Origin of the sequence: Paenibacillus sp. GSMTC-2017 (genome assembly GCF_016019935.1) — a bacterium.
In the GTDB taxonomy this organism is placed as follows: domain Bacteria; phylum Bacillota; class Bacilli; order Paenibacillales; family Paenibacillaceae; genus Pristimantibacillus.
The window spans coordinates 55027-78047 of the sequence record NZ_JAECMT010000004.1 but is presented as its reverse complement, the minus strand read 5'-3'; the positions used below and the strand labels follow the sequence as shown (position 1 = coordinate 78047).

The 23021-nt window shown below is 43.9% G+C and carries 22 protein-coding genes and 1 pseudogene; 6 read left to right on the top strand and 17 right to left on the bottom strand.

Annotated features, from left to right (window positions below):
* Positions 1-72: 72 nt before the first annotated feature.
* Positions 73-309, bottom strand: a complete 237-nt coding sequence (locus tag I6N90_RS25465; protein ID WP_197936703.1) for an IS3 family transposase — start codon at positions 307-309, stop codon at positions 73-75.
* On the opposite strand from I6N90_RS25465, the pseudogene I6N90_RS25290 reads away from it, so the two are divergent.
* Positions 283-357: pseudogene (locus tag I6N90_RS25290) on the top strand (septation regulator SpoVG); the annotation flags it as partial. The gene I6N90_RS25465 and the pseudogene I6N90_RS25290 overlap by 27 nt on opposite strands.
* Positions 358-734: 377 nt before the next feature.
* Here I6N90_RS25290 and rlmH read toward each other — a convergent pair.
* The 3 genes from rlmH to I6N90_RS16325 form a co-directional block, all read right to left on the bottom strand.
* Positions 735-1214 (bottom strand): 23S rRNA (pseudouridine(1915)-N(3))-methyltransferase RlmH, encoded by a 480-nt coding sequence (gene rlmH / locus I6N90_RS16335; protein ID WP_197936702.1) that lies wholly within the window; start codon positions 1212-1214, stop codon positions 735-737.
* 157 nt (positions 1215-1371) lie between these two features.
* A complete protein-coding gene (locus I6N90_RS16330) occupies positions 1372-1539 on the bottom strand; it encodes a CxxH/CxxC protein (protein WP_197937174.1) in 168 nt (55 codons plus the stop codon).
* Between the two features lie 250 nt (positions 1540-1789).
* Positions 1790-3133, bottom strand: coding sequence for a S1C family serine protease (locus tag I6N90_RS16325; RefSeq protein WP_197936701.1), 1344 nt, complete (start codon positions 3131-3133; stop codon positions 1790-1792).
* 165 nt (positions 3134-3298) lie between these two features.
* Between I6N90_RS16325 and I6N90_RS16320 the strand changes: the two genes are divergently transcribed.
* Positions 3299-3520 carry a hypothetical protein gene (locus I6N90_RS16320; RefSeq protein ID WP_197936700.1) on the top strand — a complete coding sequence of 74 codons (222 nt, stop codon included), beginning with the start codon at positions 3299-3301 and terminating at the stop codon, positions 3518-3520.
* Here I6N90_RS16320 and I6N90_RS16315 read toward each other — a convergent pair.
* The 7 genes from I6N90_RS16315 to I6N90_RS16285 form a co-directional block, all read right to left on the bottom strand.
* A complete protein-coding gene (locus I6N90_RS16315; protein ID WP_197936699.1) occupies positions 3489-4295 on the bottom strand; it encodes an MBL fold metallo-hydrolase in 807 nt (268 codons plus the stop codon). The two genes, I6N90_RS16320 and I6N90_RS16315, sit on opposite strands and share 32 nt — an antisense overlap.
* Before the next feature lie 43 nt (positions 4296-4338).
* Positions 4339-5094, bottom strand: coding sequence for a two-component system regulatory protein YycI (gene yycI / locus I6N90_RS16310; RefSeq protein ID WP_197936698.1), 756 nt, complete (start codon positions 5092-5094; stop codon positions 4339-4341).
* A 10-nt stretch (positions 5095-5104) separates the two neighbouring features.
* On the bottom strand, positions 5105-6604 hold the full coding sequence (locus I6N90_RS16305) for a YycH family regulatory protein (RefSeq protein ID WP_197936697.1): 1500 nt from the start codon (positions 6602-6604) through the stop codon (positions 5105-5107).
* Entirely contained in the window at positions 6604-8442 is a 1839-nt protein-coding gene (walK, locus tag I6N90_RS16300; RefSeq protein WP_197936696.1) for a cell wall metabolism sensor histidine kinase WalK, read from the bottom strand. The genes I6N90_RS16305 and walK overlap by 1 nt, the downstream gene beginning before the upstream one ends.
* The gene (yycF, locus tag I6N90_RS16295) at positions 8439-9191 is read right to left on the bottom strand and encodes a response regulator YycF (protein ID WP_197936695.1); all 753 of its coding nucleotides are present in this window, start codon (positions 9189-9191) and stop codon (positions 8439-8441) included. The genes walK and yycF overlap by 4 nt, the downstream gene beginning before the upstream one ends.
* A 209-nt stretch (positions 9192-9400) precedes the next feature.
* The gene (locus I6N90_RS16290) at positions 9401-10996 is read right to left on the bottom strand and encodes a M23 family metallopeptidase (RefSeq protein WP_197936694.1); all 1596 of its coding nucleotides are present in this window, start codon (positions 10994-10996) and stop codon (positions 9401-9403) included.
* A 140-nt stretch (positions 10997-11136) separates the two neighbouring features.
* On the bottom strand, positions 11137-11877 hold the full coding sequence (locus I6N90_RS16285; protein ID WP_197936693.1) for a hypothetical protein: 741 nt from the start codon (positions 11875-11877) through the stop codon (positions 11137-11139).
* Between the two features lie 151 nt (positions 11878-12028).
* Between I6N90_RS16285 and I6N90_RS16280 the strand changes: the two genes are divergently transcribed.
* From I6N90_RS16280 to I6N90_RS16265, 4 genes are read left to right on the top strand one after another with little or no spacing between them, the layout of a single operon-like run.
* Positions 12029-13564 carry a spore germination protein gene (locus I6N90_RS16280; protein WP_232243064.1) on the top strand — a complete coding sequence of 512 codons (1536 nt, stop codon included), beginning with the start codon at positions 12029-12031 and terminating at the stop codon, positions 13562-13564.
* 18 nt (positions 13565-13582) lie between these two features.
* Positions 13583-14773 (top strand): Ger(x)C family spore germination protein, encoded by a 1191-nt coding sequence (locus I6N90_RS16275; RefSeq protein WP_197936692.1) that lies wholly within the window; start codon positions 13583-13585, stop codon positions 14771-14773.
* 31 nt (positions 14774-14804) lie between these two features.
* Complete coding sequence (locus tag I6N90_RS16270; protein ID WP_197936691.1) at positions 14805-15026, top strand: hypothetical protein; 222 nt, start codon at positions 14805-14807, stop codon at positions 15024-15026.
* A 27-nt stretch (positions 15027-15053) separates the two neighbouring features.
* Positions 15054-16193, top strand: a complete 1140-nt coding sequence (locus I6N90_RS16265; protein ID WP_197936690.1) for a GerAB/ArcD/ProY family transporter — start codon at positions 15054-15056, stop codon at positions 16191-16193.
* Positions 16194-16278: 85 nt separating this feature from the next.
* Here the strand turns inward: I6N90_RS16265 and I6N90_RS16260 are convergent, their stop codons facing one another.
* The 6 genes from I6N90_RS16260 to I6N90_RS16235 form a co-directional block, all read right to left on the bottom strand.
* Positions 16279-17562 carry an adenylosuccinate synthase gene (locus tag I6N90_RS16260; protein ID WP_197936689.1) on the bottom strand — a complete coding sequence of 428 codons (1284 nt, stop codon included), beginning with the start codon at positions 17560-17562 and terminating at the stop codon, positions 16279-16281.
* A 179-nt stretch (positions 17563-17741) separates the two neighbouring features.
* The gene (gene dnaB / locus I6N90_RS16255; protein WP_232243109.1) at positions 17742-19097 is read right to left on the bottom strand and encodes a replicative DNA helicase; all 1356 of its coding nucleotides are present in this window, start codon (positions 19095-19097) and stop codon (positions 17742-17744) included.
* A 49-nt stretch (positions 19098-19146) separates the two neighbouring features.
* Positions 19147-19590 carry a 50S ribosomal protein L9 gene (gene rplI, locus I6N90_RS16250; protein ID WP_197936687.1) on the bottom strand — a complete coding sequence of 148 codons (444 nt, stop codon included), beginning with the start codon at positions 19588-19590 and terminating at the stop codon, positions 19147-19149.
* A complete protein-coding gene (locus I6N90_RS16245) occupies positions 19587-21548 on the bottom strand; it encodes a DHH family phosphoesterase (RefSeq protein WP_197936686.1) in 1962 nt (653 codons plus the stop codon). Before I6N90_RS16245 ends, rplI begins: the two co-directional genes overlap by 4 nt.
* An 18-nt stretch (positions 21549-21566) precedes the next feature.
* Positions 21567-22478: a DUF2232 domain-containing protein gene (locus tag I6N90_RS16240; protein ID WP_197936685.1), complete on the bottom strand. Its 912-nt coding sequence runs from the start codon at positions 22476-22478 to the stop codon at positions 21567-21569.
* A gap of 116 nt (positions 22479-22594) precedes the next feature.
* Positions 22595-23020: a CBS domain-containing protein gene (locus tag I6N90_RS16235; RefSeq protein WP_197936684.1), complete on the bottom strand. Its 426-nt coding sequence runs from the start codon at positions 23018-23020 to the stop codon at positions 22595-22597.
* Position 23021 lies beyond the last annotated feature (1 nt).

Sequence of the window (23021 nt, the reverse complement as noted above, 5' to 3'; positions counted from 1 at the left end):
ATTCACCTTACCTACATTCTCTTTATATGAACGATATTTCTTCATCCGTACAATCGATTTTAAGCAAAGCTCCTACACGATTCGTTGCACCTTCTTATGATTTACACGCTCATCTTTTTTGTGCAGTACATCTGAAATACAACGATACCCATAAGCGACCCTGTCTTCGTAATAAATCGCTGTAATTCGCGCTTTTATAGCTATGTATTTGTCTGGGCGTTTGAAAGTACTGATACTCGGAATTTGAGCCAACTCAAGCAAAGGCAAAGGTGATGAACACAAGTGCAAATTACTGATGCCAGACTTCACCGAGTGAACTCTGAAGGTTGCATGAAGGCTGTAGCTTCCATAACCATTAAACGCTTATGAGTAGGCTGCATATAATTTGGACAAACCTCCCATACCATTACTAGGTCAAGAGCTATTCACTTTTCAACAACTTTATGATTCACACCGATGTGTACACCTATCTCCCTGAAGGATTCTTTATCTTCTATATAGGCTTATACGGCTTGATACTTTTCCACTTCAGAAAACTTCTCCAAAAAAATACACTCCACTCGTTAGATGGTGTCTAACAAATGGGGTGCAGTTCATTTTAAATATCGCATTTATGACACGACAAGATAATACTCTCGAGACAATTACCAAAAATCCTTAATAGCTATATTTTCGACTCCCCACTTGAGATAAACCTTCCAAGCCAAGCAATCAGTTAATAAAAAAGTTCAACCCTACTTATGATAAGGTTCACCCCGATTAATCTTAACCGCCCTATAAATCTGTTCCACCAGCACCAAACGCATTAGCTGGTGTGGAAACGTCATGCGCCCAAAGCTAAGCTTCTGTTGGGCGCGCTTAAGAACTGCGGGAGCGAGGCCAGTGCTCCCGCCTATAACAAAAGCCACGTGGCTACGCCCATACGTGGCTAATTTATCGAGCTGGCCAGCGAGATCTTCGCTGGACCACAGCTCGCCATCAAGTGCGAGCGCCACTACGTGGGCGTCCGGCTTCAGCTGCGCTAGAAGCCGCTCCCCTTCGCGCTCTCGCACTTGCAATTCTTCCGCCGGACTCATATTCTCCGGCGCTTTCTCATCGGGCACTTCCGTGAGCGTTAGCTTCACGTAAGGCCCGAGCCGCTTGGCATATTCCGCGATGCCAAGCACTAAGTACTTTTCTTTCAGCTTACCAACGGCAGCAATCTGTATATGCATAGTTGATCCATTCCTCTAATTTCGTTTTCCTTGTTGTACCGCTAAGCAAGTTCATTCATCTATTTTCGTTTGCCTTTTATACTATCCTCAAATATCGCTGTACTCATTATGCAATTAGACTCTGTGACTCACCTATTATCGTTTCGCTCAATCTTCTCTATACCACCAAAAAAGCAGCATGCTCTTCACAGAAATCGCATTTCCGCGGAGGGTCCCAATCTGCAAATTGTGTTTCTTTCAAATCGACTACATCTGGTGCATCTTCATATTCATCTACAAAACGTTCCAATGCTTTCTCTATACAAGGTTTGCATACACAATACATATCGAATTCGCATCCTATCTCTGGTTGGTAATTGCCCATTTTTTCTACCTCCAGCATATCAGAAAATCCAATTTGCTGAAAGGCTCGTCCCGCATTAAATGTCTTTCCCTTAGATCCTTATTATCTCCAACTTACAAAATAAAGCCGCAACAAGCGAACGATTTCTCGTTTACTTGTTGCGGCTCTTAAGTGAGTACCTCGTGTACTTTACAGCTGTTTAACCCGCTTTTCTGCACACATCCGTCTACAACTACTCCTCTTCCTTCTCACCAAGCGTAATCGTAGTCGTCTTCAACTCACCATCACGGTAGAAGGTCACTTTAATGTCGTCACCAATCTTTTTCTTCCCGTACAAGTACTTCCGAAGCTCTTTTGTACTGCCAATATTCTGATCATCCAGCTTAACAATCACGTCATTAAAAGCGAGTCCAGCATCCCCAGCTGGGCCGACAGCTTCTAGTACAATTACACCAGCAAGCACTTCATCAGGCAATTTGATGCCCTCTTCCTTAGCCTCTGGCTTCAATGGATCTGGTATATCTAACGATTCCGATCCTTTTTCCTGACCTTCCTCGTATGCCCGCTCCAAATTTTGCTGTTCCCAATACTGCTCTAGATCTAATGAATAAACACCAAGATAAGGACGAGGCACATAGCCTTTACTAATTAGATCTTCAATGATCGGCATCGCATTATTAATCGGAATCGCATAACCGATACTTTCTACGCCAAAGTCAGTAATTTTCATACTATTGATTCCAACAACTCGGCCGTTCAAATCGATAAGCGGCCCGCCACTGTTACCCTCATTAATAGCAGCATCTACACGAATTACTTCTTGTTCCCAATCGTTAACCCCATTCTGGTTAAGCGATACCGGAATCACTTCACGAATAACGCTGACGATCCCCATCGTAATAGACTCACCCATGCCTAGCGGATTTCCGATAGCCATAACAAACTCCGCAGCTCTGAGCGAGGAGGAATCTCCAATCTCTGCAACTGTATCGATACCTTTAGCATCGATCTCAAGTACTGCTAGATCAGTAATTTGATCAAGGCCAACAATGCGAGCTTCTCGAACCTCACCAGTTGTCAGTACCGCCTTAACGTTCACAGCATCCGCCACAACGTGGTAATTGGTTACGATAAAAGCTCTGCCAGCTTTCTTCTGTATAATTACGCCCGAACCAACGCCCGCTTCTCGCAGCACGCCTGGGCTATCATCGCCTTCTTCTAATACGGTTCCACCAAGACCAAGGGAGAACTTCTGTTCTTTGATAATACTAACTACAGCAGGCTTCACCTTTGCAGTTGCAACAATTGTCCGCTCAGACGGATCACCCGTCATAGCTGTTTTGGCACGGGACCCATCACTGCTGCCACCGTCTGCCCCACCGAAGCCGCCAAAAAATAATCCGAACACCAAAGCTACTGCTACTGCACTAGTTGAGGAGGATATAAAAGCGATTCGCATACTCGACCATTTACGGTCACTACTGCCAAAAGGTAACCGTGGTTCCTCTTGCCGACTCTTACGAGCGGTTCGCCTTGATACCTTGGTCGAATAAAAATCATCATCGAATATGCTCATTAGATTCGCTCCTCTCATTGGTCCGGGGATATAACTATTTTTATAATCTAGGAATGTTTTCGGAAGAATTGACTAAAATAATAATAGATTCACAGAGGCAATTACACAATTTTTTTGTTAAATCCCGTTGATTTGACCAAATTCAAGCTTAAGGAGTGATTCATAATGAAATCAATGCCGTCCCCCGCTTGGGAACAAGTGCAACTTGTCGCCAAACTAGCAGACCTGAAAGATGAACATTACCGTACGGTTCTTACGTTAAGTGCAATGCTTGAGCTCTTTCTAGACAAAGGTATTCTGACGAGAGAAGAATTAGACGCAAAAGCTGAATCGCTTGAATCACAGCTAGATTCCCTTATTTCCGCTTCACTTCATCCCATGCCGTAGGCTTGTCGTGATAGGTCATACGTAGCGGAATTTCTTCTTTTTTATAAAATATTCCGTGGTTCTCCAATATAGAATTGACGGTTAGCATAGCTAGGTCCATTTGATTATGATCGAGACTTAAATGGGCCAAATAGACCCTCTTCGTACGGTCAGTCATCAACTCTATTAACGCTTCTCCTGCTGCTACATTGGACAAATGGCCTACATCGCTTAAGATGCGGCGTTTAATATTCCAAGGATAACGTCCCATCCGCAGCATTTCTGTATCGTGGTTAGATTCAAGCACAAGCACATCGGAATCGATAATTTGGCGCTTTACCTTTTCGCTTACATAACCAAGATCGGTTGCAAGACTAAGCTTCTCACCCTGCTCTTCAAAACAATAACCGACAGGCTCTGCCGCATCATGTGAGATAGGATAAGATTGTACGTACATCGGACCAAAACTTAATTGCTCACCTGTCTCCATAATGACCTGTTTCTCAGGAGCTATCGTACCAACATGACGCTCCATCGCTCCCCAAGTCGCTTCATTCGCATAGATCGGAAGTTCGTATTTGCGAGCGAACGCACCAAGCCCTTTTATATGATCAGAATGCTCATGCGTGACGAACAAAGCATCTAGGTCATGTCCCGATATTCCCCGTTCCCGCATTAGCTCATCCAGCTTTTTCATACTTAGTCCCGCATCTACAAGTACTGTCTTTTCACTGCCTTGCACAATTGTTGCGTTACCTGTAGACCCGCTTGCCAACACCGTAAATCGAAGTCCCAAAACATCCAATCCTCTCTCACACGTAAATCTCTATTCTATCAATCTATTTTGACTCCTGCCCTACATCACTATCTGTTGCAACTTCACCGCTAATCGCATGAACATAATACACCGTTTCATCTTCAAGCATGACACGCCAAGACGGGTTAGACACTTGTTTCTCGGAGTCGAATATTTGCCCATGGTAGCCTAGCTGAATATCCGTAATAACAGAACCTTCTTCCAAATACGTTTCCACTAAACTGGCTACTACTTTAACCGCAGGTATAACCTTCTTCGGCTCACCACGACTAATCAATTCGACGCGATCTTGCTTGAAATCCGTTATTTTCAAATTGCTAATGTACATTTCTAACTTCACATTAAACATCGGTCTGCCATCCACAATAGGATGAAGCACGAATGGACCTTCACGAGAAGAGCTGCCATGATGATCATAACGATAGTCTTCAATATCAGGAATCTGTTTATCAAGTGCCTTTACTAGCTCCGCATGAGAGAAGATTAGTCCGCTGTCCACAGCATTTTTGAGTGGGGTAGGAGACGATTTCTGCTGACTTGCTGAGCTTAGCATATAGGTCAGATCGCTAAGCTTAGGCGTTTCGGGCGGTAGATTAAGATCGGCGGCAAACGTAATTCGTTTCTGCTCCATAAGCAATAGTTTGTCCTGTGGCAACTCTGCTGAGTTAACGTTAGCATTCATTTGATCACTTATGTCGAGCCACAATTGATAACCAAGCAATATATTCAACATCAGAAACGATATGATTAGTACACTTTTTGCTCTTCCCCAATCCACACACCTTCACCTACCTTTCAATTCGCATTTCTATATCGCCAAAATGTTCATTACTTTCCTTTTCGTTTTCGAGAGCATCAACTTTCAAACGACCAACTTCAGGCGCAGAGGCTGCTCCGGTTTGTACAACTCTTTTCTTTTGCTGTTTCTGGAGAGCTGATTCTGCTTGCCCCTGCACGACTTCGTCCTGCTTCTTTTCTAGTGGTGGAATGTATCCTTTCGGATAAGCTTCGAGCAATATCTCTTCTGAACCATCATTTAAACTAACCGCCCATACGGGTATAAACTGTATGCGATTATCATTAATTGGCACTGCTTTTAGCGCAGGAAATAAGGAAGTAATTTCACCCCGTTTATCGTAACGATTCAACCTTTTCTCCAATTCCTCGCCGCCTTGCAAATATCGCGGAGTACGGCTTTCCGACTTTTCATTAAGGGTAATAAGGGACCGTGAATATTCCGTTACAACACCTTGTTGTAATGTCAAATTCATAAAGCCATAACGAAATGGCAAGTAGTCGATAATGGGATAATGCTCAATATATTTACGAAACGTAACATATTTTTTCTCATCAACAGACTTTGAGCCCATCAAACGATGAACACCGTCCCAGCCCCCATGCTCATTAATAAAATCAACTGAAGCATACACATTCTCATTAGGCTGCGTTTCATTGCTTTGAGTTGCTGCTGGATTCGTATAACTAATCCACATACCCTTTTGCTCTACTTTTAGGCCACGCTTACCGTCAGTGAATATTTGTGACCCACTCCGATCCTCGAACGCTCTAGTAGTGCTGGAATCAAAGAATAGGTTGCGCTGCATCTGTTCAGGTGAATACATCTCGTATGCATACACAATCTCTGTCGCCTTTAGTGGCTCAGATGGGATATAAAGACCATCAACCGTCACTCGGTAATTAGGCAAATGTTGACCGAAACCTACATAATCTTGAACATCACGAACGGTTAAATCCGCACGAACGGATTCATACACCATTTCTCCGTCACTACTAAAGAAAAATGTACGAATTTCTTCGGTTTCCATCGTTTTGAATATCCAAATTTTATCGATCTTCTCATTCAAAAATAACAAGTCGCCCTCTACCTTAAGCAACTTCTGCAATAGTTCAATAGAGATACCGCCACTAAATCGAAGCTCAATCCCGATATCGTTCCGCCTTACATCATCCCAGTTCAGCAGCGACGCCGGACTTCTTTGGAAACCTTTGAACTCTCTGCCTACAATACGTTGATTAAGAATCATCTCGTAAAACTGTGTACCTGGGTAGATGACGGTATGTTTGTCATTGCCCATATGAATAATTAATTCATCTGGAAATATAACATCTTCCACGCCAGAAGGTGTTCCGAGCGGTTCAGCGTTAACATAATCTTGATCGCTTCTTACTGTAGCACCAAGACCAGGCATACTGTAAGCTAGCAAGTAGCTCTGAAGCAAACTAATAATAACGAGCGCTATTAATACAGCCGTCTTTGCTCTCTCCATTATTCAGTAACGCCTCCTTCATGCAGCAGTGGAAGCGTAAACGTAACCGTTGTACCTTCATTTAGCTCCGAATGTAATGCGATCGTACCGCCATGTGCCTTTACAATTTCCCGGGCAATCGATAATCCGAGGCCAGTACCGCCCATATTGCGCGAGCGAGCTTTGTCTACACGATAGAATCGATCGAAGATGCGTGTAAGATCTTTTTTTGGAATACCGATACCCGTATCTTTCACACTAATCTCCAGAAAATTTGAATCGGCAGACTTGCGAGCTGCAAGCTGGATTGATCCACCATCAAGCGTATACTTAATCGCATTCGAAAATAGGTTGTCCAATACTTGGTCAATCTGATCACGATCGAGCCAAGCTCCTTCAAGTCCTCTGTCCACATGGACGTTAGCTTTGATCGCTTTTTGACGTAGTTGAAAGGAGAATCGATCCGCCATTTCATCTAGCATCTCATGAATATTCGTAAACTGTCGTCTTAATGGGGCTTTATTGGAATCAAGGCGGGACAGATGCAATAAATCTGTTACAAGCCTTATCATTCGCTCTGTCTCATTACTAATAACGCCAACAAATCTTTCAGACAGCTCTCTTTCTTCTAAGGCCCCGTCATTTAGCGCTTCTGCATAACTTTTAATCGTTGTGAGCGGTGTGCGAAGTTCGTGTGATACATTCGCTACGAACTGTTTCCGTGATTGTTCAAGTTTCTCTTGCTCCGTTACATCCTGCAATACAGCAATCGTACCTGTAATCCCTTTGCCTCTTCTATGAATAGGAGTGAACGTCACTTTCAGGAGACTGCCACTATCTTCTCCTTCTTGCTCATCCTTAGTTAGCATCATAATTCTGCCACGTCCGTGCTGAAGCTCCGTAAGCTTCTCCTGACCGATGCCAAGCAATTCCGACAGTTCTACACCTTGGAACGTTTCCACATCGAGCAGTTCCACTGCACGGCGATTCCAGACGATAATAACACCGCGCTCATCTGCCGCAACGACACCATCACTCATATTGGATAGAACAGAAACTAATTTTTCATTTTCTTCCTCATTAACGGAAAGTGCTTCTTTCAGACGAATCGTCATATCGTTAAATGCCATACTAAGCCGTCCGATTTCATCTTCACCTAATACCGGTGCTTTCAAATCGAATCGTCCTTCTGCTACTGCTTCTGCCTGCCGAGTTAACCCCTGAATCGGATTAGTAATCGTATGCGCAAGCAATATACCAAGTACACCTGTTAAGCCTAATGCAATAAGTGTCCCCGAAAAGAAGATTTGATTAACCCGATTAACGGTTTCATATAGCTCCGTCATAGAAGCTACAACATAAACAGCACCAACAACTTTTTCGTTGTGCGTGACTGGTAGAGCAATAAGCTTCTTCCTCGTATTATCATCGTCAATAATTTCTTCTTCGTTGTCCGGTATGTTCTGCAGTGCCCTGCTGACCGCAAGTGAATTGTTTTTCTGGCCAATTCGAGATTGATGTACTTGTAGAGAAGTCGCTACAATTTTCCCGTTTGCATCCAGAACCTGCACTTCAGCACCGCTAATACTAAACAAATTGCGAACGACCATGTTCAAATCCTCTGTCGCTACTTCAGCAGGATTATTATCCGTCTCTATATTAGGAAGCAAACTTGGCGCAGCAAACTTGGACAAGATGTCCGCTTGCTCTTTCAAATTGTTGGTGAAACTTGTTATTAGCGAGTTTTTGACCGTACTAATAAAGTACACACCAATTAATTGCATCGCAACTAGAATAAGTAGCAAATAGATAATAACAAGCTTAACCTGTATGGTACGGAAAAAATTCCGCGCCTTCATCCGTTACCAAAGCCCCCTGATTTCGCATTTCGCATCATATATCCAAGACCACGTCTAGTTACTATATATTCCGGCTTGCTAGGATCATCCTCAATTTTCTCTCTAAGTCTTCGAATCGTTACGTCCACCGTTCGAACATCACCGAAATATTCAAAGCCCCACACAGCTTGTAGTAAATGCTCTCTTGTCATCACCTTACCGCTATTACGTGCCATGTAATGGACTAACTCAAATTCCCGGTGTGTTAAATCGAGCGGTTCAGCATCTTTATAGACGACATACATATCCGTATCGATAAACAAGTTAAATAACTTAAGACCTTGTTGCTCTGCATGAGGATCTTGTGATGCGTCTGCTCCGCTTCCATCCGTTGCTTGCTCAGGTTTATTTTGCCTGCGGAGATGTGCCTTTACTCTTGCAAGTAACTCTCTTGTGCTGAATGGCTTCGTCACATAATCATCCGCACCTAATTCAAGTCCAAGTACTTTATCTATTTCTGTATCTTTAGCTGTTAACATAATGATCGGCATATGCAGCTTGGTTCTCACTTCACGGCATACATCCATACCATCTTTAACGGGCAGCATTAAGTCCAGCAATATCAAATCGGGCTGTTCTTCAAACGCGAGTCTAACTGCTTCCCCGCCGTCGAATGCACAGATGACCTGATGGCCTTCCTTTTCCAAGTTGAATTTAATAATTTCTGCAATCGGCTGCTCGTCATCGACCACTAATATTTTTCCGTGCATCGTTACACCGCCTGTCGCTTGTCCTTAGTATTGTCTCTATTCTAACACACGCATGCTCAACCTTCACAATGAAACTTCCTTCATTCCATGGAAATAGTACCATTCGTTGTTTAGGATCGACAACATTCTTAAGCTTTATTGTTGGAATAAAAAAAGCACAGCCTGGACCTATTGTCCAAGCCATGCTTAATATCGATTAATAAAAGAATTTATAAGTACTTAAGCGGGTTTTGAGCAGCACCTTTTTTGTGAATCTCGAAATGTAAATGTGTGCCTGTTGAGTTACCTGTGTTACCCATAATACCGATTCCGTCACCTTTTTCCACTTTGTCACCTTTGCTAACTTTTAGAGAGCTCATATGACCGTAAAGGGTTTTGAATCCGTTTTGATGATTGATAATGATCGTTTTGCCTGTGCCTTCTTTATTACCAGCGAATTCAATAATGCCTGAATCTGATGCCAGTATCGTCTTGCTTCCGATAAAGTCTAATCCTTTATGGGTACGGCCCCAACGCGGACCGTATTTGCTTGTAATACGATAGTTCTTAACAGGAATCATGAAACGGCCTGTACCTTCTCCGAGTACAACCATTGTTCCTTTTTCGATAATTTCTGCTATAGGTTCTACCAATATTTCTTTATCAACTAGTTCTTCCGTCATAACGTAGCCGTTTTGCTTCTCAATACGATAAGTTAGACGTTGTGTACCTTCCACGCCCTCTTTAATCGTCTTCGATTCACCGACTCGCATCTTATTATTTTTGACTATTTCGGTTGGAGCCGCAATCTTCTCGAGCTCGACTAGATTTTCTATTGTACGAACAGTTAGCTCCGGCATAAGAACGGTTAGATCAAGTTCATCGCCAATCGTAATTTTATCGTCTTTTATCCAAGGATTGTTTTCGTAAATGACTTGAGGAGATATATCAAACTTTTGTGCGATACATCCGACACAATCTCCCTCTTGTACAACATATTTTGTTGGTTTTGTGCTGCCTTCTACAATTCTCTTGTAGAGCGCATCTGCATCAGCTACTTTTCCTGGTTCCGTTTTGATATCTGCAACTTGTACTTTCTCAATGAAAGCAACCTCGGTCACTAATCTGCCCGGTTCCTTTAATGCCTTCGCATCTGGATCAATCTTAGCTGTTAGGTCATCACCCTCTTTGAAGGAGAGTGTCTTAACGGAAGGTGCACTCTTAGCTGCTGCTGCTGCCGCTAGCTCAGGAGCGAATTTGCTCTGTACTCGCTTTAGTATGCTGTCCGCTGTTTCTTGATCCTTCACGACACCAACTACTTTGCCGTCAATCTTTACTTCAACACCAACCGCATGAGAGGTGAACATACCTTCCAGCTTAGCTAATGTCGCTTTTGTTTCTGGAATTGCTTTAAAAGCTTTATCGCTTTCGTATGTAATGTCACCAGTTGCCAGCACCATGTTTACTTTTGGATTGGCTTTCTGAATTTCTGTCGTTTCTGAGGCAATCAATTTCTCTACTGATTCTTTAGTCTCTACTGTTCCAACTGCTTGGCCATTCATATATACATTAAAAAACTCAAATGTGTTTCTCTCTACATATTGCGTATATTGCTGGTACCCAATAATGCCAGCCACCGTGAGCAAGATTACTGCTCCGCTAATAATCCCCGTCGACTTCTTCCGCCAAAGTGGGGTAGAAACGCTCACGTCTGCCGCTTGTTGCTCGGTGTTACCTATCAAGTTTTGCGAGTTCGTACGTCTAAAGTACTGAGTCGATCGTTCCCAGACTTTCTTAATACGACTCATGTCCCTGAAACCGGTCATGATTGTCTCCTTTTCGCACTTGTGCATAGAAATTTGTGAGTTTCAACATGAAAAAAGACGAATCCTCCTGTCGGATCACTCGCCTAATACTTTAACATACGGTTTACAATAGGGGCAACCTTTGGTACACAATCGTAATATTAATATTTTTTCAGAATCTCCATCATTTTCTGGTATTCTTCCTCGTTAAGATGCTGTGCCATGATCTGCTCTACGCTAATTAACTCTACTTCTGTCAGCCCATTTTCTACATATTCAGAGATTTCTTGCAACGATTCTTGCGATAATTTTGTCATTAATAATTGAAATAATTGTGTCTTATCTTCTTCGCTCATGGTCTCTTTTGTCGACTCTAGTTCACCCGTTGATACTGCTATTTCCGTTCCATCGACACCTGCACTACCTTCCTGAACTTCACGCCCCGGATCTACTTCGCTTTCGCCTGCTGCACGGCTACCCTCACCACTACCGGTCTCTGTTGTCGGCGGGTCTTCTGCTCCACTTTCGCTAGAAGTATGACTGTTTTCCTCGCTACCAATCTCAGTGATCGGCGCTTCTTCTATTTCTCCGAATGCTTCCATTGCATCAGGTTCATCTACGTTTTCTGACTGGGCCGTTCCGTTAGTTCCACTCTGCTCCTGATCAACAGTTGTCTTATCAGTAGGTGCCTCCATATCCACTTGCGGCTCTAATTGGCTACCCCAAAGCTTGCCCCATACACCAGACATCGCCATCGGCGGCACTTCAAGTGGTAGTTCATACTGTTTAAGTATCGATTCTACATAACTAGTAACAATATAGCCCGTCGTCCAAATAGACAAAAAGCTCAAAATTAAGCCCGCTGCAATTAACTTTCCAAGCCATGCCACATATTTAAACATAGTCCCTCAACTCCTATCTGTTATCTACCATTATGGTCAACAAATAGGAGGGACATTCTTTTTTGGGGTCAGCGAAACGAAAATTATTACATATTTTTCTATGGAATGTCGCATGCTAAAGCAGCGAATGAAAGGAATGGAGAGGATATCGTTGGCAACACGACCACAATCGCCTGTTGAAGAGGCCCTTCAAGAACAGCGTGATCTCATTGCCCTCCCGCTTGACTCCAAGCTCGAGACCAATTTAAGTGTTCTTCGCCGTCTATATGCGGACGGATCTGACATCATCATCCATTCATTTAAACTGTCAAATGGCGCAGAGCTTGCTATCGCCTACGTTGATGGCATGACGGGAATACAAGAGATCGATCTTCAACTCCTTCAGCCGCTTAAGCAACAGGTAGACGATGAAACGGACAAAAACTGGGAATCGATATTAATGAAAGTGACGCTTATACCTTCCAACGTGGTGCATACCATTCAAGAATCCATTGATAGCATCGGGGAAGGAAGTACACTTCTGCTATTGGAAGGGGAAGCAAGCGCAGCGGTATTCAATCTCCCGTTCTGGAATTCACGTTCTATTATGGAGCCTGATGCGGAGTCAGTCATTCGTGGTCCTAGAGAAGGCTTTGTCGAAACGCTTCGAATGAATACCGCTATGCTTAGGAGACGGCTTCAATCTCCGGCTTTTAAACTTAAACCATTTAAGTTCGGTCGATACACCAAGACAACATGTGTACTTGCTTACATAGAAGGCATTGCCGATCCTGGTTTAGTTGAAGAAATGGAGCAGCGGCTAAGTCGTATTGATGTTGGAGCTGTTATCGACAGCAGTTTAATTGAAGAGATGATCGAGGATGAGCCATTGTCTCCCTTCCCTCAATTGCAGACTACGGAACGTCCAGATGTTGTATCTTCCGCCTTGATGGAAGGACGCATTGCTGTGCTCGTTAACGGGTCGCCAATTGCATTAATTGCGCCCGCTACCTTATTCATTCTCATGCAATCGCCAGAAGACTATTACCAACGCGCTTACGTCTCAACCGCAATACGCTGGATTCGCATGTTGCTCAGCCTCATCGCCGTATTCATGCCGTCTATCTATGTCGCCGTTCTCTCCTATCATCAAGAGATGATTCCGACGACCCTTCTCTTGACGATCTCTCAATCAAGAGAGCAAATTCCGTTCCCTGCTCTAGTGGAGGCCTTATTAATGGAAATTACCTTTGAAGCGCTTCGCGAAGCAGGTATCCGTCTTCCGAAGCAGGTAGGCTCTGCTGTCAGCATTGTTGGCGCACTCGTTATCGGACAAGCAGCGATATCCGCAGGCATCGTTTCTTCTCCCATGATTATGGTAGTTGCTATAACAGGAGTAGCATCATTTTTGATTCCTAGCTACCCGCTTGGCATCGCCTTAAGAATTATTCGGTTTCCAATTATGTTCTGTGCCGGTTTTCTCGGGTTGTATGGCGTTGTTTTAGCTGTTCTTCTTATCCTAATTCACATGCTCTCCCTTCGCTCTTTCGGGGTGCCTTATCTATCGCCGGTTGCTCCACTCCAAACCTCTCAGCTTGGAGATACCATTATTCGAGCTCCTCGCTGGGCACAAGACGAACGTCCCCACTTCACGGGCGGACCGTGGAATAGGTTTAGATCAAAACCGTCAAAACCCAGAAGACAGTAGCAAAGGAGAAAATGAAAGATGATAACGTCCCTCGCGCTCCGCATAATTGCATACCTGCTTTTGTGTTCGCTAGGACTCTTCATCTTAACCGGCTGCTGGGACCGGACTGAGGTAAACGACCTCGCAATTGTGACAGCCGCTGGATTCGATCTGACCGAAGATAACAAGATCAAGTTATCTGTTCAACTATTCGCACCGGCAAATTCCGTCGGAGGAGGTGGATCACTTGGAGCCGAACCATCCATCGGTTTGAATCAATCCCTTGTCGAAAGTGCAGTTGGCATAGACTCTGCAGATGCCTCGGCCAAGCTTCAAGAGCTCTTATCGCGCAAGCTTTTCTGGGGGCAAGCAGACGTCTTTATCATAAGCGACAAGCTCGCCAAGTCCAGCATTAAAGATCCCTTGGATTTCCTTACCCGGCATCCTCATCCCCGAGAACGAGCAAATCTATATATTAGCGATGGTCCTACAGAGGGCATCTTGAAGTGGAAACCCAATATCGAGCGCAACAGTGCGGAAGTGCTAAGAGAAATGGCACTCATCCAAACCGGGTTCAACATTACGCTTTTGGAAACTATAGTCAGCTTGTCCGATGTGGCTGGTACTGCCATTATCCCTACTATACGGATGAAACCAAGTGGCAATAAGCCTAGCCCTTTTATATCAGGGTCTGCCACCTTCAAAAATCTGAAGATGAACCATCACTATCCTGTAAAGCATACTAGAGGAATGATATGGGTTCGCAGAGAGGTAAAAGAATCTACACTGACAACAATGATGGATGGCACCATAGGTGAAATATCAATCAACATTTTCCGAATCCATTCACATTTGAAACCTGACGTTCAAGGTGGTAAATGGAGAATGCATTTATATATCAACGCTATTGGGAACTTGGTAGAAAATACGACAAAACTCAATTCGGCGAATCCAAAAGTGCTTAAACAAATGGAAAAACAATTTTCAAATAGTCTTACGAGTCGAATTGACAGCTCCATTAAGCCTGTACAGAAAGCTAATACGGATGTAATTGGCTTTGGTGAGCAGTTTTCTCGTCATTGCCCTAAAGAATGGAAAAAAAATATAGCACAGTGGAATGAAATCTTCCCAAAAGTTGAAACGGTGTACCACATCGATGTAAAAATCCAGCGAATCGGCCTAGTTGGGGAGAACCGATCAATATCGGACAAAATTGAAACAGATGAATAAATCGAAAGCTGAGAAAGGATGTCCCCTACCGATGAATTACATCATTCTCGTCATAGCAGCCACCGCTGCCTTTTCTCTTGATCGGCCCTTGCTAAAAAACAAACGGCTCGTTGTCGCCTATACTGTTATCTTGATTGCAGCTATAAGTGCCTCCTTCGTCGTTATGACAAACAGTCATTTAATTGGTCCGCCACAACTCATTGCTAAATTGATGGACCCTCTTGCGAATTGGGTTTATCGCTTACATGAATAACGTTATACATTCGAGGAGGTTACACGTATGATCGAACGCGGAAAGCTGTCATCTCTGCAGCTTGGATGTATTATGTATTTGACGGTTATCGCAACTTCTATGATGAGCGCCCCTTCTTTTTCCCATAGTCAGGCAGAGAATGATATGTGGCTTTCCCCGATAATCGGCTCAATTCCTGCTTTCGCTCTCATCGGAATGCTGGGCACATTGCATCGCCTGTATCCTGGGAAGTCACTCATTGAATACAGTCGTTCCATTATGGGAAATTGGATGGGCACGATACTTAACGTAGCATTTCTGCTCACTTGCCTTCTTCAAAGCGCCAATCAAATCAGGCAATTCGGTGAACTGATGAACCAGTTTTTTTTCAAAAGGACTCCCCTTGCTGTTGTAATCTCGACCTTATTTGTCGTATGCATTCTAGCTGTACGATTAGGTGTTGAGGTCATTGGAAGAGCTTCTTTATTGTTCATGCCATTTGTTATCCTAATTGTTGTCGCCTTTTTCCTGCCGTTCTATAAGGATGTGCAACTGGATCGGGTATTGCCATTGTTTCATGATGGAATGACACCCGTGCTAAGAAGCTCGTTCTATATACAAATCTGGCTTCCCATGTACGTGTACGCCAGCTTTTTTCTCCCTTTCCTCTCAGATGTGAAACACGCGGCTAAACGCTGCTTGCAATCACTGCTAGCAACTGTCGTCACACTATCGTCTGTTATGCTATTGATTCTATTTATTCTTGGACCTGCGACTTCTTCTTATGAGTACCCCTTTATGGTGCTTGCCCGCTACTTGTCCATGTTTGATTTTCTTGAACAGTTCGATGCGGTCATTATGGTGTTTTGGGTTATGAATGTGTTTATTCGAACAATTGTCACCCTATATGCCTTATCGTTAGGCATCGCTCAGCTTCTCAAGCTATCCGATTACCGCCCGCTCGCCTTTCCCGTCGGCATGCTCGTTATTGCTATATGCTTCTGGGGAACACCGAGTATCGCAGACCTTTTTGCAGCTTCACCACACATGTCATTTATCTTCTTTGGCGCCTACATTGTCATACCCCTGCTTTTGTATATAGTAGCCATGGTACGAAACTCAGGCAGCTCAAACAAAGAGCATGCTGAACCTTCGAATATTTCCACCCAGCAAGCAGGCCAACAATAGCTGCACTTTAAGAAAAAAGAGGCTCGTTCCAATGTCTAATCGACAATGGACCGAGCCTCTTTATGTTCAATCTGTATGGTATTTATTAATAGATAGGACGAACCGGATTTGTTTGCTCACGGTTACGGCCAACTGAGAAGATTGCAATCGGAATGCCAGTTAGTTCGGACACACGGTTCAAGTAGTTCAGCGTATTTGCTGGCAAGTCCTCAAGCTTTTTCGCTCCGGTAATATCTTCGGACCAACCTGGGTACTCTTCATAAATCGCTGTACACTCGGACAACATTTTAAGACTTGCTGGGTAATGTTCGATTACCTGTCCACGATACTCGTAGCCTGTGCAAATTTTAACAGTCTCAAGACCACTTAGCACGTCAAGCGAGTTTAGCGACAAGCCTGTAATACCACTTACGCGGCGAGCATGGCGGACAACAACGGTGTCGAACCAACCAACGCGGCGTGGACGACCAGTAACTGTGCCGTACTCATGGCCTTTATCACGAATAAGTTGGCCAATTTCATTGTCTTGCTCAGTAGGGAACGGACCATCACCAACACGAGTCGTGTACGCTTTTGCAACGCCAATAACTTGCTCAATCTTGGAAGGACCTACGCCAGAACCGATACATACGCCGCCAGCAGATGGGTTGGACGATGTAACGAACGGATACGTACCTTGATCGATATCAAGCATAACGCCTTGAGCACCTTCGAATAATACCTTTTTGCCGCCGTCAATAGCGTCATTTAGAATCACAGAAGTATCTGTTACATATTTACGAAGAATTTCTGCATAACCAAGGTAGTCCTTAACGATTTGGTCACCGTCAAGCGCTTCTCCGCCATATACTTGTTGGATCAAATAGTTTTTCTCAACGAGTACACTGCGCACTCTTGTTTCGAACTCTTCAGCATCCATCAAATCAGAAATACGGATACCATTGCGGGCTGCTTTGTCCATATAACATGGGCCAATACCTTTACGAGTTGTACCGATTTTGTTAGCGCCCTTACGATCTTCTTCCAGTGCATCAAGAATAAGGTGGTACGGCATAATAACATGCGCGCGATCACTAATTTTTAAGTTATCTGTGGAAAAACCATTTTCATGAATATAGTTAATTTCGTCAATCAGCGCTTCTGGGTTAATAACCATTCCGTTGCCGATTACGCATGTTTTATCATGATTAAAAATGCCTGATGGAATCATCGTTAATTTGTATTTCTTATTATCGATGAGAATAGTATGCCCAGCGTTGTTTCCTCCCTGGTAACGAGCAACAACGTCAGCTCCCTCTGCAAGGAAGTCAGTGATTTTGCCTTTTCCTTCGTCTCCCCATTGTGTACCAACAACAACAACCGTAGACATAATCATACCCCCGTCCGATGTTTACGAACATCGAAAATTACCGTCATGGCGGTTTGTACGAATCCAAAAATTCGCACTCATTTGGCCTTAAGACAGCATATTTAGTGTAGCAGTCTCACTTTCATAAGTCAAACGAAAAACGAACAATTGCATGGACGCCCATACAATTGTTCGGATATTTACGAAGCTTGGGACGGATCATGATGCGTTCTGTCCAAACTTACGAATTTATTGTAGTTTTTAAGGAAAACCAGTTCTACCGTTCCAACGGGTCCGTTACGCTGTTTTGCAATGATGATTTCGATGATGTTCTTTTTCTCGGACTCTTTATCATAGTAGTCATCCCGGTACAAGAACGATACAATATCGGCATCTTGCTCGATCGATCCAGATTCCCGTAGATCGGACATCATCGGGCGTTTGTCTTGACGTTGCTCAACACCACGGCTTAACTGCGACAGTGCGATAACAGGTACTTCAAGTTCACGAGCAATTTGTTTAAGTGTACGTGAAATTTCGGATACTTCCTGTTGACGGTTTTCGCCAGCTTTACCTCGGCCTGAGATCAGTTGCAAGTAGTCGATGAGAATCATGCCAAGTCCACGTTCTTTTTTAAGTCGACGGCATTTTGCACGAATATCAGCTACGGTGATGCCTGGTGTATCATCGATAAAGATTTGTGCCTCGGATAAAGCACCAATCGCCATCGTCAGCTTTTCCCAATCGTCGCCTTCTAGGTTACCGGTACGCATTCTTGTTGCATCTACGTTCGCTTCCGCACAGATCATACGTTGTACAAGCTGAGCAGCTGACATCTCTAGACTAAAGATAGCGACTGTTTCTTTTGCACGAACGCCAACATTTTGAGCGACATTTAGCGCAAATGCGGTTTTACCAACAGATGGACGAGCCGCTACGATAATCAGATCACTTCTTTGAAAACCAGCGGTCATCTTGTCCAAATCGACGAAACCCGACGGAATACCGGACGTTCCGCCCTTATTGGAGTACAAAAATTCGACTTTCTCGAACACTTCCATCAAGACGTCTCGGATAGAAACAAATCCGGTACTGGATCGGCGGTTCGCGATTTCAAGAATCTTTTTCTCCGCTTCGCCTAGAAGTACGCCAACATCCTCAGAGTTAGCATACCCTTCTGTCACAATATTAGTCGCAGTACGTATCAAACGACGAAGCATTGATTTCTCTTCAACAATTTGAGCGTAATAATCAACATTTGCAGCAGTTGGTACGGCATTTGCAAGACTAGATAAATAACTCACTCCGCCAATATCCTCTAGCAGTCCTTGATCTTGAAGATGCGCCGTAAGCGTTACGAGATCGACCGGTTGGTTGTTCTCGCCTAACTCAATCATCGCCTCATAAATCCTCTGATGGCCGCTGCTATAGAAATCTTCGCTTCTTACCCGCTCCATTGCGGTAATAAGTGCTTCTGGCTGAAGTAAGATAGCTCCAATAACCGCCTGCTCAGCCTTTTGGTTTTGCGGGGGAACCCGATCGAATGTTAGATCCATACTCAATTCGCGCATCTCCTTTCATCTATCTTTTTCATTCTAGCCTCAATTATTCTTCCGATGCTTGAACGTTAAGTTTTGCTTTTACTTCAGGGTGAAGCTTCACTGGCACTTGAGTAACACCGAGTGTACGAATTGGATCTTCAAGCTCAATTTTACGCTTATCAATCTTAATGCCTTTTGCCGCAAGTGCTTCAGCAATTTGTTTGCTAGTAATAGCGCCGAATAGACGACCGCCTTCACCCGCTTTTGCTTTCACTACGATCGTCATTTCTTCTAACTTTTTGCCAAGTGCTTGAGCATCAGCTTTTTCTTGTGCTTTACGTTTCTCTTCAGAAGCAGATTGCAATTCAAGCGTCTTAAGATTGCCGTCAGATGCTAGCTTAGCTAGACCCTTCGGCAACAAGAAGTTGCGAACATAACCTTCCGATAGATCCTTAACTTGCCCCTTTTTCCCTTGTCCCTTAACATCTTGCAAGAAAATTACTTTCATTCAAATAACCCCTCTTCCGATTCTATTTGTTTAAGTACTGTTTTAAGCTTTGCTGCCACATCGTCGACAGTGCCTTCCATCTGTGCAGCTGCATTCGTTAAGTGACCGCCGCCGCCCATACGTTCCATGACGACTTGGACGTTCATCCCACCAAGTGAGCGAGCACTAATGCCGATTAACCCATCTGGTCTCTCGCCAACTACGAACGATGCTAATATATCGGTCATGTTCAGTAGCGTGTCAGCAGATTGGGCAATAAGCAGCTGAGAATTTTTTTTGCCACTTTCCACAACCGCAAACGCTACATGCTCATGTAAAATCTGTGCATGTTTAATAATTTCCGACTTGCTTACGTACTCACTTAGATCCTCCTGCAACATACGCTGAATCATCATCGTATCTGCGCCATTACGGCGAAGGAATGAAGCTGCCTCGAACGTACGCGCACCCGTTCGGAGGGAGAAGCTTTTTGTATCTACCGTTATCCCTGCAAGCAGCGAAGTTGCTTCCCTTACATCCAATGCCACACGTTCATGAATGTACTGCAGCAGTTCCGTTACAAGCTCACATGTTGATGAAGCATACGGCTCCATATAAACAAGAATAGCGTTGTTAATAAATTCTTCGCCTCTGCGATGATGATCGATAACGACGATACGATCTCGTCCTTGCAGCAGCTTCGGTTCTTTCACCAAGGATGCTTTATGTGTATCTACAACAACAACTAGCGATTGCGGCGTTAATAGTGATGCTGCTTGTTCAGGCAAGATAAACCGTTTCGACAGTTTCTCATCTTCACGCAGCAGTAGCATCATTTTTTCAATAGAAGGATTAACGCCTTCAAGTACAATATAAGCTTCTTTTCCGAATAGCTGCGCTGCCTTTAGCACACCGATAGCTGCGCCAATCGCATCCATATCCGGCATCTTATGGCCCATAATGACGACATTATGGCTTTCTTTAATAAGATCGCGTAGCGCATGTGCTACAACACGCGCTCTTACGCGTGTCCGCTTCTCAACCGCATTCGTCTTACCGCCGTAGAACGTTTGTCTGCTTCCTACCTTTACTGAAGCTTGGTCACCGCCGCGGCCTAATGCAATATCAAGGCTCATATGAGCCCATTGGCCAAGCTCTAGCACATGCTCCGCAGCAGCTGCAAAACCAATACTTAGTGTGACAGGTATTTTGTGATCACCCGTTATTTCACGCACCTCATCAAGAATGACGAAACGGGAATGCTCAAGCTGACGAAGCGTCTTCTGATCAGTAACGAGAAGGAAACGGTCTGACGTCAGTCGCTTCAAATACACCTTATACTTTTGCGCCCATTCCGTAATTTCTGTTGTCACCTTGGATAGCAGCGAGCTTCGCTGATGATCATCAAGACCTTGCGTAACTTCTTCAAGGTTATCGATCATAACTACGCCGAGCGATAACTTCTCATCATCATATTTTCTGCCAAGTTGCCACAATTCCGTAATGTTCCTAACGTACAGGATTCGCTCTTTAGCTTTAAAGAGGAGCTGATACATGTTGTTTCCTATCGATGCTTCCACCGTTCCCTCGCGATCTTTCGCATGCTGAAGCGTAGGGAATAGCTCTGTAAGTGGAACCCCAATCACTGATTCGCGTTCCATTAATTCAGCAATGTACGGGTTATGCCATTCAACCGAACGATCTTCATTATACAAAATAATTCCGAACGGAAGCTCGCTGATAACGTCGTTACCGCCTTTTTTCACGCGGAAAGACAACGTGCTGAGATGCACCTTCAGATCTTTGCGGAATGCCCTCTCACCGAAGAAGCTGAATACCGCAACACCAATCGTCAGTGCGAGGGCAATGAGACCAACTATCCATTGAAACCATGCCAGCGTAGCCGATAGGATCAACATAACAACTATCGCTGCAATATGGTGCATACCGTGCCACCTTGAAACTAGAAACTTAGGCATTTCCCACTCGCTCCTGTGCTATTGTTTAGTAAACGACTTCCGAATCGGAAAAGCAGTATCCAGAACGCCGATCAAGCTTAACGGCGGTATTATTAGCACAGGAATAGCTATGAGTATAGGCACTACTTTGTTCCATTTCTTCTGATGAGCAATAAAGAAGAAGAAACCTACCGCTTGAATAGCAAACACTAGTTGAAGAAGCGGCACAAGGTTCATAATGGCTAAAGATATAAACGAGTCACTATTCCGCGTCATAAACATTTCGAGAATATAAGCAATTAAATAACAAATGACCAGTATTCGGGGCAAGCGCCAATCCTTTGCTTCTGCGAATGCAGGCACCTCAAGAGCACTATAAATAACTGCTCTTCGAGCAATATAGTGGGAAATAACCGTATAAAAGAACGACAAGATAATAAAGGTAACTGGGATCAAGTTTATGACCGTATCAATCAAGGTTTCCGTATAGGTGGAATCCCATTCCTTAACGAGCATGTTCTGAGCCATCATTTCATTAAAGGTTGTTCGAATAGAGTCACCCATTGCATCAAGAAGCGACAAATCGAGCACTAGCTCGAATAAAAGAAGCTCCAGCATGAGCTGAGCCAAAATGACGACACATACCATTTTTATTACTTTGGCAGCCGTTACACCCTTCCGATACAAATGTCCCATTATGATCGACGGGACGACAAAAAACAATCCGATAATAAGAACAGCAGGTCCGATAAGTACTCCTGCAAGAATCCACACAGGTAGCAAATGTAGCAGGAATGACCGTCTTGACAATGTAGAGTAAAGAACGACATACGGTACCATCATGAGCAATAGTGCGAACAAATTCAATACAGGCACAGCAAGCAGCAATAACAGCAAGAACGCACCCGCGCTCCATAACACTGGTTTCAACCCAGTTTTCAATCCTTTCACCTCTTACACATTAATTCTTTTACGTTTCTCATATTCATCAATCATTATAGCACAAAAGCTATAATCCGCACGCAAATTGAGGTGTCTCTCTATAGTGTGCTTGAAAGGGAAAAGGACTACCCTCCGGATACTTCGATCCTTTGGGATAGTCCCTTCTGGCAATAATCAATAATTTCACTTCGACGTACAATTCCTATAAAATGATTGCGGTCATCCACAACAGGTACAAAGTTTTGAACCTTCGTCAGTGAGATCAAATCGTCCATCGTTGCGTCTATATTTACAGTCTTGTTGTTTATTCGCAGCGGCACTTCACTGAGCTTCACTTTATTTGCAGATTCAAAGGTCAGATCAGTACGACTTTTCATAAACCATAACAGATCGCCTTCCGTAACCGTCCCCGTATATACGCCCTCTTCATTAATAATTGGAACTGCGGTATAGCGATGGTATTCCATACGCTCCAATGTCTGCCTTAATGTAGCATCGTGCGGCAAGCAGACAACATCTTGCTTAGGAAGCAAGAAAAAAGCAATGTTCATG

Excerpts from the sequence above, each read along its gene's own strand:
- rlmH (WP_197936702.1), bottom strand. The coding sequence starts at position 1,214 with ATGCATATACAGATTGCTGCCGTTGGTAAGCTGAAAGAAAAGTACTTA.
- I6N90_RS16330 (WP_197937174.1), bottom strand. The coding sequence starts at position 1,539 with ATGTATTGTGTATGCAAACCTTGTATAGAGAAAGCATTGGAACGTTTT.
- I6N90_RS16325 (WP_197936701.1), bottom strand. The coding sequence starts at position 3,133 with ATGAGCATATTCGATGATGATTTTTATTCGACCAAGGTATCAAGGCGA.
- I6N90_RS16320 (WP_197936700.1), top strand. The coding sequence starts at position 3,299 with ATGAAATCAATGCCGTCCCCCGCTTGGGAACAAGTGCAACTTGTCGCC.
- I6N90_RS16305 (WP_197936697.1), bottom strand. The coding sequence starts at position 6,604 with ATGGAGAGAGCAAAGACGGCTGTATTAATAGCGCTCGTTATTATTAGT.
- walK (WP_197936696.1), bottom strand. The coding sequence starts at position 8,442 with ATGAAGGCGCGGAATTTTTTCCGTACCATACAGGTTAAGCTTGTTATT.
- yycF (WP_197936695.1), bottom strand. The coding sequence starts at position 9,191 with ATGCACGGAAAAATATTAGTGGTCGATGACGAGCAGCCGATTGCAGAA.
- I6N90_RS16290 (WP_197936694.1), bottom strand. The coding sequence starts at position 10,996 with ATGACCGGTTTCAGGGACATGAGTCGTATTAAGAAAGTCTGGGAACGA.
- I6N90_RS16285 (WP_197936693.1), bottom strand. The coding sequence starts at position 11,877 with ATGTTTAAATATGTGGCATGGCTTGGAAAGTTAATTGCAGCGGGCTTA.
- I6N90_RS16275 (WP_197936692.1), top strand. The coding sequence starts at position 13,583 with ATGATAACGTCCCTCGCGCTCCGCATAATTGCATACCTGCTTTTGTGT.
- I6N90_RS16270 (WP_197936691.1), top strand. The coding sequence starts at position 14,805 with ATGAATTACATCATTCTCGTCATAGCAGCCACCGCTGCCTTTTCTCTT.
- I6N90_RS16265 (WP_197936690.1), top strand. The coding sequence starts at position 15,054 with ATGATCGAACGCGGAAAGCTGTCATCTCTGCAGCTTGGATGTATTATG.
- I6N90_RS16260 (WP_197936689.1), bottom strand. The coding sequence starts at position 17,562 with ATGTCTACGGTTGTTGTTGTTGGTACACAATGGGGAGACGAAGGAAAA.
- dnaB (WP_232243109.1), bottom strand. The coding sequence starts at position 19,097 with ATGGATCTAACATTCGATCGGGTTCCCCCGCAAAACCAAAAGGCTGAG.
- rplI (WP_197936687.1), bottom strand. The coding sequence starts at position 19,590 with ATGAAAGTAATTTTCTTGCAAGATGTTAAGGGACAAGGGAAAAAGGGG.
- I6N90_RS16245 (WP_197936686.1), bottom strand. The coding sequence starts at position 21,548 with ATGCCTAAGTTTCTAGTTTCAAGGTGGCACGGTATGCACCATATTGCA.
- I6N90_RS16235 (WP_197936684.1), bottom strand. The coding sequence starts at position 23,020 with ATGAACATTGCTTTTTTCTTGCTTCCTAAGCAAGATGTTGTCTGCTTG.